Source organism: Aequorivita nionensis (assembly GCF_046352995.1).
GTDB lineage: Bacteria > Bacteroidota > Bacteroidia > Flavobacteriales > Flavobacteriaceae > Aequorivita > Aequorivita nionensis.
This window is the reverse complement of sequence record NZ_CP130281.1, coordinates 1,735,316-1,750,210: the sequence shown is the minus strand read 5'-3', so window position 1 is coordinate 1,750,210 and position 14,895 is coordinate 1,735,316. Positions and strand designations below refer to the sequence as shown.

Annotated in this window: 16 protein-coding genes and 1 tRNA gene; 16 read left to right on the top strand and 1 reads right to left on the bottom strand. The window is 36.7% G+C overall.

Annotated features, from left to right (window positions below):
• The first annotated feature begins 15 nt into the window (after positions 1-15).
• Positions 16-918, top strand: coding sequence for a GYDIA family GHMP kinase (locus Q2U82_RS07900; protein WP_410004335.1), 903 nt, complete (start codon positions 16-18; stop codon positions 916-918).
• 60 nt (positions 919-978) lie between these two features.
• Here the strand turns inward: Q2U82_RS07900 and Q2U82_RS07895 are convergent.
• Positions 979-1,051: transfer RNA gene (locus Q2U82_RS07895), tRNA-Phe, on the bottom strand.
• Between the two features lie 147 nt (positions 1,052-1,198).
• Here Q2U82_RS07895 and Q2U82_RS07890 point away from each other — a divergent pair.
• The 15 genes from Q2U82_RS07890 (at position 1,199) to Q2U82_RS07820 (ending at position 14,888) form a co-directional block, all read left to right on the top strand.
• A complete protein-coding gene (locus Q2U82_RS07890) occupies positions 1,199-1,927 on the top strand; it encodes a type III pantothenate kinase (RefSeq protein WP_410004334.1) in 729 nt (242 codons plus the stop codon).
• The gene (locus Q2U82_RS07885; RefSeq protein WP_410004333.1) at positions 1,927-3,165 is read left to right on the top strand and encodes a hypothetical protein; all 1,239 of its coding nucleotides are present in this window, start codon (positions 1,927-1,929) and stop codon (positions 3,163-3,165) included. The genes Q2U82_RS07890 and Q2U82_RS07885 overlap by 1 nt, the downstream gene beginning before the upstream one ends.
• Positions 3,158-4,555 (top strand): tetratricopeptide repeat protein, encoded by a 1,398-nt coding sequence (locus tag Q2U82_RS07880; RefSeq protein WP_410004332.1) that lies wholly within the window; start codon positions 3,158-3,160, stop codon positions 4,553-4,555. The genes Q2U82_RS07885 and Q2U82_RS07880 overlap by 8 nt, the downstream gene beginning before the upstream one ends.
• 2 nt (positions 4,556-4,557) lie before the next feature.
• Positions 4,558-5,136, top strand: coding sequence for an LPS export ABC transporter periplasmic protein LptC (gene lptC, locus Q2U82_RS07875; protein WP_410004331.1), 579 nt, complete (start codon positions 4,558-4,560; stop codon positions 5,134-5,136).
• Complete coding sequence (locus tag Q2U82_RS07870; RefSeq protein WP_410004330.1) at positions 5,126-5,320, top strand: hypothetical protein; 195 nt, start codon at positions 5,126-5,128, stop codon at positions 5,318-5,320. The genes lptC and Q2U82_RS07870 overlap by 11 nt, the downstream gene beginning before the upstream one ends.
• Before the next feature lie 78 nt (positions 5,321-5,398).
• Positions 5,399-6,652 (top strand): hemolysin family protein, encoded by a 1,254-nt coding sequence (locus tag Q2U82_RS07865; protein WP_410004329.1) that lies wholly within the window; start codon positions 5,399-5,401, stop codon positions 6,650-6,652.
• A gap of 194 nt (positions 6,653-6,846) precedes the next feature.
• Positions 6,847-8,961 carry a peptidylprolyl isomerase gene (locus tag Q2U82_RS07860; RefSeq protein ID WP_410004328.1) on the top strand — a complete coding sequence of 705 codons (2,115 nt, stop codon included), beginning with the start codon at positions 6,847-6,849 and terminating at the stop codon, positions 8,959-8,961.
• Between the two features lie 163 nt (positions 8,962-9,124).
• Complete coding sequence (locus Q2U82_RS07855; RefSeq protein ID WP_410004327.1) at positions 9,125-10,030, top strand: tryptophan 2,3-dioxygenase family protein; 906 nt, start codon at positions 9,125-9,127, stop codon at positions 10,028-10,030.
• A 27-nt stretch (positions 10,031-10,057) separates the two neighbouring features.
• Entirely contained in the window at positions 10,058-10,408 is a 351-nt protein-coding gene (locus Q2U82_RS07850) for a DUF488 domain-containing protein (protein ID WP_410004326.1), read from the top strand.
• Between the two features lie 59 nt (positions 10,409-10,467).
• Positions 10,468-11,220 carry a DUF481 domain-containing protein gene (locus Q2U82_RS07845; RefSeq protein ID WP_410004325.1) on the top strand — a complete coding sequence of 251 codons (753 nt, stop codon included), beginning with the start codon at positions 10,468-10,470 and terminating at the stop codon, positions 11,218-11,220.
• A 112-nt stretch (positions 11,221-11,332) separates the two neighbouring features.
• Complete coding sequence (locus tag Q2U82_RS07840) at positions 11,333-11,671, top strand: arsenosugar biosynthesis-associated peroxidase-like protein (protein WP_410004324.1); 339 nt, start codon at positions 11,333-11,335, stop codon at positions 11,669-11,671.
• 54 nt (positions 11,672-11,725) lie between these two features.
• The gene (arsS, locus tag Q2U82_RS07835; RefSeq protein ID WP_410004323.1) at positions 11,726-12,802 is read left to right on the top strand and encodes an arsenosugar biosynthesis radical SAM (seleno)protein ArsS; all 1,077 of its coding nucleotides are present in this window, start codon (positions 11,726-11,728) and stop codon (positions 12,800-12,802) included.
• Positions 12,803-12,854: 52 nt separating this feature from the next.
• Entirely contained in the window at positions 12,855-13,355 is a 501-nt protein-coding gene (locus Q2U82_RS07830; RefSeq protein WP_410004322.1) for a rhodanese-like domain-containing protein, read from the top strand.
• 18 nt (positions 13,356-13,373) lie between these two features.
• A complete protein-coding gene (locus Q2U82_RS07825) occupies positions 13,374-14,066 on the top strand; it encodes a TIGR04282 family arsenosugar biosynthesis glycosyltransferase (RefSeq protein WP_410004321.1) in 693 nt (230 codons plus the stop codon).
• 3 nt (positions 14,067-14,069) lie between these two features.
• Positions 14,070-14,888 (top strand): purine-nucleoside phosphorylase, encoded by an 819-nt coding sequence (locus Q2U82_RS07820; protein WP_410004320.1) that lies wholly within the window; start codon positions 14,070-14,072, stop codon positions 14,886-14,888.
• Positions 14,889-14,895: the final 7 nt, after the last annotated feature.

The following is a 14,895-nucleotide window of genomic DNA, read 5'->3' as shown; positions in this document are numbered from 1 at the left end:
GCAGTTTAAAAGAATTTGAAGAAAATATTTTACAGTAACGGAAAACTATTGCTGACTGGCGAATATGTGGTACTGGATGGTGCAACTGCGCTTGCAATTCCCACGAAATATGGTCAATCTTTGGAAATTGATATTTCAGAAAAAAAAGAAATTCATTGGCAAAGTTATGATAAAAATGGATCACTTTGGTTTGAGGATTTTTTCGATTTAAAGAATTTTGAAAGCCAAAATAAGGAAAGTGAAATTTCAAAAACTGTATCAAAAATACTTCGCGAAGCGCAAGAGTTGAATTCCGATTTTCTTTCCAAATATGAAGGAATTCAAGTTAAAACAACACTGGATTTCCCGCGGAATTGGGGTTTGGGCTCTTCTTCCACTTTAATAAACAACATTGCGCAATGGGCAAAAGTAGATGGCTTCGCGCTACTCGCCAATAGTTTTGGTGGAAGTGGATATGATATTGCTGCCGCGCAAAGCGATGCTCCTATTTTATATGAATTGAAGAACGGAAATTCTAAATTCAGGAAAGTTCATCTTCCGTGGGATTTTACAGATTCATTGTTTTTTGTGCATTTAAATAAAAAACAGGACAGTAAAAAAGGGATTGCGAGATATCGAAACACTTCAGTTGATGAAAAAATAATTCAAAGAATTTCAGACATCAGCAATAAGCTTTTGATGTGTTATTCACTTTCAGACTTTGAAAAGCTGATGAATGCCCACGAGAAAATTATTTCAGAAATTATAAAACTTCCAACTATAAAAGAGCAACTTTTTAGCGATTATCCCAATACAATCAAAAGTTTGGGCGCTTGGGGCGGGGATTTTGTGTTGGCTACTGGAAATGAAATTGATATGGATTACTTTAAGAAAAAAGGGTTTGAGACGGTCATTCCTTTTGAGAAAATGATTCTATAAAGACCAGAATGTAAGTAATTTAAAACAAAAAACCCGAAACAAATGTTTCGGGTTTTTAAGTGGTGCCTCCAAGAATCGAACTAGGGACACACGGATTTTCAGTCCGTTGCTCTACCAACTGAGCTAAGGCACCATTATTGAGTCGGCAAATATAAAGCTATTTTCTTTTTCTCAAAACAATAATTAAAAAAATAAAAAAAGATAATCAATACTCAATTTAATAAGGCATTAACAATTACTTGCTAGTTCAAGTTGTATTTTTAAACCCTCAACAAAAAAAATGAATCTCACAATAGATGTAGGAAACACACTGATAAAGCTTGGAGTGTTCGATTCTGGTAAACTCAAGTTAAAAAAGACGTGCATTAAAAAAGATTTTTTGCACACACTTAATGAAATTTCAGAAGCTTTTCCAGCGATTCAGAAATGTATTATTTCATCGGTTGCAAATCTTTCAGAACATCAATTATTAAAACTACAGCATCAATTTGATGCTTTGATTTTAAATCACCAAACTAAAGTTCCATTCATTAATAAATATGAAACACCACAAACATTAGGCATAGACCGCATTGCCTTAGTGAGTGCTGCTGCCAAGGAATATGCAGGTAAAAATGTTTTGGTGATTGATGCGGGAACCTGTATTACATATGATTTTTTAAATTCAAAAAACGAATACTTGGGTGGTGCTATTTCACCCGGTATTTCCCTTCGTTATAAGGCATTGCATACGTTTACAGAAAAATTACCGTTACTTGAAACAAACAATCCAAATTTATATATAGGAAATAACACTACAACCTCAATACATTCAGGAGTAGTAAATGGTGTTTTGTACGAAATAGATGGCTATATAAGTATGTATAGAAAAAATTACGACAATTTAACAGTTATTTTAACAGGAGGGGACGTACATTTTTTGCGAGATAGCATAAAAAATGACATCTTTGCCAACTCAAATTTTTTATTGGAGGGATTGAACCATATTTTAGAATATAACAAACATTGATGTTTAGAAAAACAGTAATTGGTTTATTTTTACTTATAACCAGTATCGCCCTTGCACAGGAAGGAACCACTTCACCTTATTCTTTTTATGGTATTGGGTCACTAAAATTTCGCGGTACAGCAGAAAGCAGATCTATGGGAGGCTTAGGTGTTTTCTCAGACAGCATCCATTTAAATCTTCAGAACCCTGCTGGTTACGCAGGACTGAGATTGATTAATTTTTCCGTAGGGGGAAGCCATCAATCTCTAAAACAAAAGAATGAAACTGAAAGTCAAAACACTTCCACTTCCACACTAGATTACTTAGCAATGGGTATTCCTATGGGTAAATTCGGAATGGGCTTCGGCTTACTTCCCTATACATCCGTTGGTTATGATTTTTATTCTGAAGTCCCGGACGGCATTACACAGTATACTGGAAACGGCGGCTTAAACAAAGTATTCCTTTCTCTAGGATATCAAGTTACTCCTGAACTTAGTCTTGGCATGGACGCCAATTATAATTTTGGGAAAATTGAAAACACAGCTGTTACTCAAAAATCAGAACTTCAATACGGAACCCGAGTTGTTAATAGGTCAAATCTTTCTGGGTTTACTTTTAATATTGGCGCTTTATATAAAAGGATGGTCACCGAAGATTTAGAACTTTCCGGATCTTTTACTTTTACACCCGGGACGAATATTAGTTCAGAAAACCTCAGAAGAACAGGAAGTGTATCTATACTTCCCGCTGGTATATTTGAGATTGATGAAAGGGATATATCTGTGCCAAACACAGAATTCAACTTTCCTTCACAACTTACATTTGGGGTTGGATTAAGCAAACCAAAGTATTGGGGTGTTGGATTAGAATATATAAACCAAAAAACAAGTAATTTTACAAATCGTTCTTTTACCAGTGAAAATGTAACCTATAAAAATGCTTCAAAATTTAATGTTGGAGGTTTCTATATTCCCAATTACAATTCTTTCGGAGAATACTACAAGAGAGTGGTTTACAGAGCCGGAGCAAGATTTGAGCAGACTGGATTAAGTGTAGGCGGGCACGACATAAATGAGTTTGGCATATCTTTTGGAGTTGGGTTACCCATAGGACGATTATTCTCCAATATGAACTTAGGATTTGAATTGGGAACTCGCGGAACAACAGACTACGGTTTGATAAAAGAAAACTTTTTCAACACATATTTAAGTTTTTCATTAAACGACCGTTGGTTCGAAAAAAGATTATATGATTAAGATTAATACTACTAATAGCAATACCATGAAAACAAAATTCATTTTATTATTTACAATTGCACTGCTTTCTGTTTCTGCAAAATCTTTTGCACAAGCACCGGATGACTGTACAATTTTAATGTCTTACTTTACAGAACAAGCCAAAATAAAAAATTATGAGGCTGCACTTCCTCATTACGAAAACCTAATAAAAGACTGTCCAAACTATAATCTTGCTATTTATCAATATGGGATTAAAATGTTTGAATATTTTGTTGAAGAAAAAGGTGATAAAAGCAAAATAAACAATCTTATTGAAGCCTATCAATTAAGACTTCAAAACTTTCCAGAGCAAACTAAGGAAGGTGAAGTGCTTTCAAGCATTGCCCAAATAAAATTCGACAACAATATTGGTTCAAAAGCTGATCAGTTCAAAGCTTATGATGAAGCTTTCAAAAAAGATCCAGAAAACTTTACCAGCGGAAAAAGCCTTTATGCCTATTTCTCATTGGCTGTAGATCTTTTTAACGATGGCCAAAAAGACATTCAGGAAATCTTTGATCTATATGATGTTGTTATAAGCAAAATAGACACTGAAAAAAACAGTCTTGCCTCAAAACTTACTCCTTTAATGGATAAAGATGAAGCAGGTACAGCTCTTACCGATAAAGAACAACGCGCAAAAGATGTTTATGAAAACAACTTGGGGGTTTATGCCACCGTTGAAGAAAGCGTAAACGGAAAACTGGGTCAGTTGGCAGATTGCCCAAACCTTATTCCACTTTATGAAAAAGACTACGAACAGAAAAAAGATGATATTGAATGGTTGAAAGGCGCAAGCAACAGATTAGATGCAAAAGACTGCGAAAGCCCACTATCAAACAAATTGGCAGTGCGTCTTCACGAGTTGGAGCCAAGTTCTACTTCTGCTTATCTTTTGGGAAAACAAGCTGAAGCTGAAGGCAAGGCATCTAAAGCTTTGGATTATTTCAACCAAGCTGCAGACCTTGAAACAGATAATTCTAAAAAATCCAGAATTTATTACAGTATTGCTGAAAACTACCGCAAAAAAGGAAGTTTTGGTACTGCAAGAAACTATTATAACAAAATGTTAGAAGCAAAGCCTTCTGCTGGAATTGCCTATTATAAAATTGGCGCAATGTACGCAGATAGCGCAAACAACTGCGGAACAACAGTTTTTGAAAAAAGAGCAATGTACTGGTTAGCTGCAGATATGATGGACAAAGCAGCTCGTGTGGATGGAACTATTGCCGGAAATGCAAGAGCAGCCGCAAGCAGCTACAGACAACGTGCTCCACAAGCAAGCGATATCTTTTCTGAAGGAATGGCTGGTAAAACTGTTACCTTTAAATGTTGGGTAGGCGGAAGCGTAAGAGTTCCTAACTTATAAGAATGCACACCACTCTAAATATGTTTAAAAGCGTGATGGCCCTGGTATTGGTCATCACGCTTTTTGCATGTGAAAGTAACTACCAAAACGTAAAAAGACTAAGTCTTTCTGATGGCGCTCCCATTGCCGAAGGAAAAGACATCAACTTTAAGTATACTGATTCGGGAAAATTAGTAACCAATCTATTAGCCGAAAAATTGTTGGATTATTCAAACTTAGAATTTCCATATAAAGAATTCCCAAACGGAATCGAAGTACGTTTTTGGGACGAAGACGGAAAAAAAAACACTGTAACAGCCGATTACGCAATCCAGTTTGACAAAAGCAGCTTGGTAGATTTGCGCAAGAATGTAGTTGTAATCACAGCAGATAGTGTGGTTTTAAAAGCCAACCAGCTTTATTGGGATCAAAAAAATAAATGGGTCTTCACAGACGAGCCCTACCAGATAAAATTTAAGGACGGTTCCTATAACGATGGCGCCGTTGGATTTGACAGTAGTGAAGATTTCACTACCTTTCTATCCAGAAAAAACCAGGGAGTTCAATTAGTTGACAAAACAAAAACCGAAGATGTTAAATAAAGTATATCGTTTTTTTGAATATGCATACCTCATAATTGCAGTATTTTTTGCTTACGAAGCAGTAAACAATTGGAACACAGAACGAAACCGCGCCTATCTTTTCATCTTTTTTGTGGTGGTTGCTATCTTTATGTTTTTCTTTAAAAGAAATTTCAGAAAGAAAATGGAGGAACGAAATAAATAGTTGAAGGTTTCAGGTTCCAAGTTTCAGGTTGTTAAAAACCAAACTTTGAACTTTAAACTTTGAACTTTGAACTTATAAATGGATTACAGCATCATAATCATATTGACAATGCTCATCCTCTCCGCATTTTTCTCGGGGATGGAGATTGCTTATGTTTCTTCCAATAAAATTCACATTGAGATTGAAAAGAAGCAAAACAACTTCTTGTCTGGGGTTCTTAAAAAAATAACCAAGCGCCCTTCAAAATTCATCGCTACAATGCTCGTGGGCAATAATATTGCGCTTGTTATTTACGGCTTTTTCATGGGCGATCTTTTGATGGAATATATTCCGCTGGCAGGTTTCAGCGGTTTGCTGGTGCAAACTATTATTTCCACTTTAGTGATTTTAATGACTGCAGAATTTCTGCCGAAGGTATTCTTTCAAATCTACGCCAATAGTTTGGTTAAAGTCTTTGCAGTACCAGCATACTTCTTCTATGTGCTTTTTTCTTTAATTTCTGAATTTATTATTTGGATTTCAGATTTAGTGCTTAAACTGATTTTTAAATCGGAAGGCGATACCGTACAATTAACTTTCAGCAAACTGGAACTTGGTAATTATATTTCCGAGCAAATGGAAATCGCCGAAACCAAAGAAGAAATGGATTCGGAGATACAGATATTCCAAAACGCTTTGGATTTTTCCGAAGTGAAATCACGCGAGGCCATGATTCCCCGTACAGAGGTTGTAGCAGTAGATATTGATACATCACCAAAGGAACTCGCCAAGATTTTCACCGAAACGGGTCTTTCAAAAATATTGGTTTACAATGAAAATATAGACGATATTTTAGGCTATATACATTCCTTCGAGCTTTTCAAAAAACCTGCAAATCTCAAAAAAGTATTGATGCCCGTGGTTTTTGTACCCGAAACCATGCTCGTTAAAGATGTGTTAGGTATCCTCAGTAAAAAAAGAAAAAGTCTTGCAGTGGTAATTGATGAATATGGTGGAACTAGCGGCATTATTACCGTTGAGGATATTATTGAAGAGCTTTTTGGCGAAATTGAAGACGAACATGACAGCATTGCGCTTACTGAAGAAGAGCTTGGCGAAGGCCATTTTAAATTTTCAGCCCGTTTGGAAGTAGATTACCTCAACGAAAACTACAAACTCAATTTAAAAGAAAGTGAAAACTACGAAACCCTCGGCGGCTTAATTGTGAACCACACCGAAGAAATTCCAGATAAAGGCGAAACCGTTGAGATTGATGATTATATCTTCACAATTCTGGAAGTATCCAACACAAAAATTGAACTTGTGGAACTCAAAATTATCCACGAAGATTAGATTTTAAACATTTCCACAATTTTTTCAATTTACTTTTTTATTAATGCAGGGAAAATGGTATTTTCGCCACCTAAATAATCTAAAAAACAAATCCTCTAAAACCTTGATTAACATTAAGGGATAAAAGGAAATCACAACCAAAAGCCTTTTCATCTGGCAAAACTGATGAAAAGGGATATAAATTTGAACATCAAATGGCAATCTTAAACAGTATTAGAAAAAGAGGGATATTCCTTATCCTTATTATTGCATTGGCGCTTTTTGCCTTTATCTTAAGTGATGTGCTGACCAAAGGGAACAGTGGCCCAAAAGGACAGGACACTATCGCTACCATTAACGGCGAGGACATTTCCAGACAAAGTTTTATGGAAGAAGTGGAAGCCACCCAGCGCAATATGGGACCAAACGCAAATACCACTCAAGCCATGAACATGGTTTGGGACCGCGAACTGCGCAGTGTTATCATGGACGAGCAGATTGAAAAAGCAGGACTTACTGTTGAAAAAGCCCAAATAGACAATGCCCTAAAAACCCAATTGGCCAGCAATCAAACTTTTTTGAACGATGCAGGACAAGTGGATGAAGGCAAAATTCAGGAATACATCGCAAGCATTAAAGCTTCTTCTCCAGAAATGTATAAGCAATGGCTTAAGTTTGAAGAAAATGTTGCCGATGGTGTGCTTCAATCTACCTATTATAATATGATAAAAGGCGGACTTCGCTCTACAGTTGCAGAAGGCGAACAAGAATATCATTTTCAGAATGACAACTTAAACTTTCAATATGTGTTGGTACCTTACAGCAAGATTGCTGATGAAGATGTAAAAGTTTCAGACGATGAAATAAAAAAATATGTTGCTGCACATCCTAACGATTTTCAAGTGGAGCCCCAAGCTGATATCCAATATGTATTTTTCGCTGAAGAACCATCTGAAGCTGATACTGAGGAAGCAAAAACAGAAATCGCTACTTTGTTAAATGACAAAGTTGAGTTTAACCAAGACACAAAAGCAAACGACACGATCGCTGGCTTTAGAAATACAAATAATTACGAAGAATACGTAAATGCAAATTCTGATGTTCCGTATTATGACCGTTGGATGTTCAAAAAAGACCTTCCGCAGACCGTTGCAGATACGCTTATCAATTTGAACAAAGGAGATATCTATGGCCCTTACAATGTAGAAAACGCTCTTTATCTTTCCAAAGTTTTAGATACCAAGAAAATGCCAGATTCTGCAGAGTCAAAGCATATCCTAATCCGTTATGTAGGTACGATGCGTGCACCTGAAACGATCACAAAAACGAAAGAAGAAGCTCAAAAATTGGCAGATAGCATTTTGAGCGTTGTGAAAAAAGACAAATCAAAATTTGCTGAACTTGCTGCAAAATTTTCTGACGATAGTTCAAAAGACAATGGTGGCGAATTAGGCAATTCAACTCCAGGAAGAATGGTTCCTCCTTTTGATAATTTTATTTTCAACAACCCAACTGGCACAATTGGTCTTATTGAAACTGATTTTGGCTTTCACATAGTTGAAGTTGGCAAGCAGTCTGGCGCTAAACCAGCAATTAAACTTGCAACAGTTGTGAAAAATATTGAGCCTTCAGACAAAACAACAAATCAAATATTTTCAGATGCTTCAAAATTTGAGGTTGCAGTAAAAAAAGGTGATTTTACAGATTTAGCTAAAGCCCAAAACCTTGAATTGAAACCCGTTAATAAATTGGGGAATATGGATTCAAATATTCCAGGCATAGGTGAAAACAGAACTATAGTTAACTGGGCATTTAATGAAGAAACTAACGTTGGAGACACTAAACGTTTCAGTGTACCTAACGGTTATGTTATAGCGCAGCTTACCCGCAAAAACCCTAAAGGTCTTATGACAGCTGAAGATGCTTCTGCTACAGTAACACCAATTTTGCGCAACGAGAAAAAAGCTAAGAAAATACAGGAATCAATAAAAGGAACAACTCTTGAAGAGGTTGCCGCAAGTCAAAACGTGGTAGTGCAAACCGCCACTGAAGTTAGTATGGCAAATCCTGTAGTAGCTACTACAAACGAACCGAAAGTTGTAGGTATGGCCTTTGGCACAAAACCAGGTGAAACAACTCCATTGATTAATGGTAAAAATGGCGTTTACAAAGTAAAAGTAACTGCTTTTAATCCTGCACCAAAAATGGAATCATATGTAAACTTTGCCAATCAGATGAGTTCTAAAGCTGCCCCTACCTCTCAGACCCAAGTTTACAACGCTCTTAAAAAGAAAGCAAAAATTGAAGATAATCGCGCTAATTTTTATTAGTAGCCATTAATAAAAAAAATGAAAAGCCTTGTTGTAAAATTTTACAACAAGGCTTTTTCTTTTAAACTCATCTTTGAATATTTCAAAAAATAGAAAAATATCCCTTATTTTTAGAAACCTTTAAAAACCTCCTTTTTAAGACCTTTTTTCAAAAAAACAAAAAATGGAAAACAACGAATTAATAAAAGCGATTGAAGAAAAATATATCGCACTTGGCGAAAACCCAGAAACGTATTTAAAAGGGTTACTTCAGGCAAAACCTATTAATTATTGGGATTATATTCAAGTGGACACTTTGCTTTCACTTCAAAAAACACGAACTGATTTTAAGGATGAAGAAATCTTCGTGATGTATCATCAAGTTACGGAACTCACTTTAAAAATGATGATCCACGAAATAAAACAGCTTTCTGAAGGTGAAAATCTTTCCGAAGAAATCTGGATAACAAAATTAGACCGTCTAAAAAGATACACCAGAATGCTCATCACTTCTTTTGACATTATGAAAGACGGAATGAGCTATGATGACTATAATATTTTCCGTTCCACACTCACACCCGCTAGTGGTTTCCAGAGTGCGTCATTTCGTTATTTAGAGCTTTACTGCACCAAACTAGAAAATCTTGTAAATAGCCAAGGACAACAGCGTTTGCCTCAAAACCCAACAATGGAAGATTACTTTGATAATTTGTATTGGAAAGACGCTGGATATAATAGAGAAACAGGCAAAATGAGCCTAACACTTCGTCAATTCATCGAAAAATATGAAGCCGATTTTAAATCATTAGCCGAAAAAACAAAAGGCAAAACCCTTGAAGAACGAGTGGCGCAAATGAACAACCCTTCGGAAGAACTAAAAGATAAACTTAAACAGTTTGACCATTTCTACAACGTGGCTTGGCCGTTGGTACACTTAGACACAGCGCAACATTATTTAAACAGCAAAGGCGAAACCAAAGCTGCCACCGGAGGTTCTGAATGGAAAAAATACCTACACCCAAAATATCAGCAGCGAAAATTTTTCCCAAAACTTTGGTCTGCTGAGGAAATTGCTAATTGGGGGGAATAGTTTTCAGTGATCAATTATCAATGAGTAATGATTGACATAAAAATAAAACGTATTTATGAAGAAGCTTCCAAAAATGATGGATTCAGGGTTTTGGTGGATAGAATTTGGCCGCGCGGCGTAAGCAAGGAAGATGCAAAATTGGACGAATGGATGAAAGAGATTGCACCTTCAACCGACCTTCGGAAATGGTTTGACCATAAAGAAGACCGCTTTGCAGAATTTGAAAAAAAATACAACAAAGAGCTGGAAAATCATCCAGAATTAATTGAAGAACTTCTGAAAAAAGGCAAAGAGAAACGCCTCACCCTCCTCTATGGCGCCAAAGATGAAACACATAATCAAGCTGTAGTGCTGAAAAATTTTATTGAAAACCAATAAACGCTTCCTATTTAAATTTTTGATTATTTTTAAAGCACTAACCAATTATCAAAAAAATAATGAAATATATAGTCGCGCTTTTTATTATCGGCTTTTCATTTACCGCAAAATCTCAAATTCTTAATGCTGAATCGCTTCGGAAAGTAACCGACACTTCGGGTTTTTCCGGTTCTGCAAGCCTTGCATTTTCTTTAAAACGGGATGTAAACGACTATTTATCATTTGGCAGCAACATTCATATACAATATAAAATGAACAAGCATTTGGTTTTGTTGAAAAATGACATTCAATTCCAAAACATTGAAGGAAATAAATTTGAAAATAGCGGTATCACCCACCTTCGTTATAATTACCGTTTTCACCCAAGAATTGCTTGGGAAATTTTTGCGCAGGCACAGTACAACAAAGTTTCTAAAATAGAATTTAGAGGGCTTATGGGAACAGGCCCAAGGTTTAAATTGACTACTTCCGAAAAATATAAATTCTATTTCGGCACCCACATAATGTATGAACAGGAAGAACTTAGCGATGGCGTTACGCCCCTCCAAAGAGATTTTAGAAGTTCTTCCTATTTATCCTTAAGCCTCTACCCCACTAAAACCATAACTTTTGTTAGCACGACCTATTTCCAACCAAAACTGAACGATTTTGGAGATTACCGTTTTACAAGTCAGTCGTCTTTGGTGATAGACCTAATCAACAATTTAGCATTCAGCACCACCTACACTTTCAGTTATGATGAAACTCCTGCTATTGGAATTCCAAATTCCCAATATAATTTTGAAAGTGGCTTTGTTTATTCTTTTGACTAAAAGTTTAAAAACTTTCGTAAGCAATTTCTTTTTTGATTGACTACTTGTCTATATTTACAATAATTGAAAACCATAATGGCTTCAATTTCGTAACTATTAAATAAAATCAATCATGGCCTCTAATAATTATTATGACCCCGCAGATCTTCGCAAATTTGGAAACATAACCGAATGGAGCAAAGAACTGGGAGAAAAATTTTTTGATTACTACGGAAAAGTCTTCGAGGAAGGCGCACTTTCCGCGCGTGAAAAATCATTAATCGCTTTAGCCGTAGCGCACACCGAAATGTGCCCGTACTGTATTGACGCCTACACGAAAGATGGCCTGCAACGCGGCATTACAAAAGAAGAAATGATGGAAGCCGTTCACGTGGGAGCAGCCATAAAAAGTGGCGCCACATTGGTTCACGGGGTGATGATGATGAACAAGGTCAATAAATTGGAAATGTAGCAACGTAAGGCTTTCCTTTTTTCCAATTCAAATTTTAAATTTCAATAAAATTACATGCCAAAAGCAAAACAGAAAAAACAACAATCCCTTCATAAACGCCATAGCGATCTTGCTATGGCAAATAAACAACTCGAAAAACTATCAAACGGTATTTTCGCAAGCGGCGAGCTTCCCACCTTTTCAGAAAAAATAAAGGAAACAGACCAGTTCCCCCTTCGCCCAAATAAATTGGAAATCCTGCAAATAAACGTTGGCTACATGTGCAACCAAGTTTGTGAGCACTGCCACGTGGATGCCGGCCCCGACCGAAAGGAAATTATGACGCGCGAAACTATGGAACAATGCTTGGAAGTTATCCGAAATACAGGCGCACACACTTTGGATCTTACTGGCGGCGCCCCAGAAATGAACCCAGATTTTCGTTGGTTTGTTGATGAAGCCAGCAAAGCGGGAATCAAGGATTTTATTGTTCGGAGCAACTTGACTATCATTCGCGCCAACAAAAAATATTATGATTTGCCGGAATTTTTTAAAAGCCACAACGTACATGTTGTGAGCAGCATGCCGCATTGGACGCGCGGCAAAACTGACAAACAAAGAGGCGAAGGAGTTTTTGACCTATCAATTAAAGCCTTGCAGGAACTGAATGCCGTTGGCTACGGAATGCCCGATAGCGATTTGCGTTTGGACTTAGTTTATAATCCAAGCGGCGCCTTTTTACCAGGTGACCAAGCAAGCATGGAAAAGGATTTCAAAAAAGCATTGCTTGAAGATTTCGGGATACATTTCCACAATCTTTTCGCTATTACTAATCTTCCCATTTCAAGGTTTTTGGATTATTTGATTGCTTCGGAAAACTATGAGGATTATATGTATTCGTTGGTGGAAGCATACAATCCCGCTGCAGTTAAAAACGTAATGTGCCGAAATACAATTTCCATAAGTTGGGATGGATATTTATATGATTGTGATTTTAACCAAATGTTGGAACTGAAGGTGGCAAGCAAAATTCAGCACATTTCAGAATACAACGAAGATATTTTAAACAATAGAAAAATTATAATCTCCCAACATTGCTATGGCTGTACCGCAGGCGCGGGAAGCAGTTGTCAGGGTGCCGTGGCAAATTAATTTTAAAAAGGACCTCACAGGTTTTAAAGAACTGTGATCTTTAAATCATCCAATGAAAATAATTCTATCATTTTTAATAATTCTTCTTTCCCTTAGTCCGGCGATTGCCCAAAAATCGCTTGACAAACTTTTGGAGCAGTACAATACACGAAGTATTCCATACATTTCTGTTGAAGAATTGCGGATGCTTCAAATGAACGATTTTGTTGCAATTCTTGATGCACGTGAAACGGAAGAATTTAACGTGAGCCATATTGCTTCGGCTAAAAATGTGGGTTTTAATGATTTTTCTTCCGAAGAAAAACAACTTCAAAAATTAAAAAAAGATACGCCGATAATTATTTATTGCTCCGTGGGAATCCGTTCCGAAAAAATTGGTGAAAAATTAAAAAAAGTGGGATTCACCAACGTAAAAAATCTTTATGGCGGTATCTTTGAATGGAAAAACAAGGATTATCCCGTGATTGATTCAACCGGAACAGAAACGGAAAACGTGCACACTTTTTCAAAAATCTGGCGTAAATATTTAAAGGAAGGAAATCCTATTTATTAAATTATTGAACACTGAAAAATGGGCTTACTCTCCTCAAAACAGACTGATGGCGACAATGAAATGGCTTTCGATTTTCATTTTCCCACTTCAAAAAAAGCGCTAATTATTTTCACCAGAAACCCCGAATTGGGCAAAGTAAAAACCCGATTGGCAAAATCAGTTGGCGATGAAAGCGCGTTAAACATCTATAAGTTTCTGTTGAAGCACACCGTGGAAATTACTGAAAAGCTAAACGTGGATAAATATGTATTTTATTCTGAAACCATTCACCGCGAAGATATTTGGAACCCGGATATTTTTAGAAAAAAATTACAGAACGGCGCCGATTTGGGCGAACGGATGCACAACGCTTTTTCGGAAATGTTCGGATTGGGGTATGAAAAAGTGATGATAGTAGGCAGCGATATTTATGAGCTGCAACAAAAAGATATTGAAAATGCTTATGATGCGCTTGAAACCACTCCTTTTGTAATCGGCCCAGCAACCGATGGCGGCTATTATCTTTTGGGAATGAAAGAACTCAATTCCGAGATTTTTCAAAATAAAGATTGGGGGACTACTACCGTTTTGAAAGCTACGCTGAAAGATTTAAAAAGCGGAAAATATGTTCTTCTCGAAGAACGGAACGATGTAGATTATTACGAAGACATTAAAAATGTGGACGCTTTTCAGCAATTTTTACCCCCGCATTTAGACAAAAATTTTTTATAGATTATGAGTAGTACAAAATACATTGAAGAAGCCGCAGACTATTTAAAACAGCGCGGATTTGAAAAACCTGAAGTGGGAATTATTCTCGGAACCGGTCTGGGCAAAATCGTGGAAAAGATTGAGATTGAAAGCGAAGTTAGCTATAACCACATCCCAAATTTCCCAACGGCAACGGTTGAATTTCATAAAGGAAAACTTATTTACGGAACGTTGGAAGGAAAAAAAGCAGTGGTGATGCAGGGACGTTTTCACGTTTATGAAGGCTACACTTTGCGCGACGTTACCTTTCCAGTGCGCGTAATGCATCTTTTGGGAATTAAACATTTATTGGTGAGCAACGCTTCTGGAGCCATCAATCTCAATTTCAAAAAAGGCGAACTTATGCTTATTGACGATCATATCAATTTGCAGGGCAGTTCTCCCCTAGCCTTTCGTGGCGTTGAAAAAATGGGCGAGCGTTTTGTGGATATGAGCGCGCCCTATGATGCAGAAATGAACAAAAAACTGGAACAGATTGCTTCCGAAAAAAATATTAAACTTCACAAAGGGGTTTATGCGAGTGTTGTTGGTCCGGAATTGGAAACCCGAGCAGAATATAGATACTTAAAAATAATCGGCGCCGATGCTGTGGGAATGAGCACCGTTCCTGAAATTATTGTCGCAAACCATTTAAAGCTTCCTGTGTCAGCTATTTCGGTTTTAACCGACGAATGTGACCCGGATAATCTAAAACCTGTTGAAATTGAAGATATAATAGCTTCAGCGGAAAAGGCAGAGCCGGATATGATTGCGCTTTTCACAGAATTGATAAAAAAACTTTAAAGAAAAT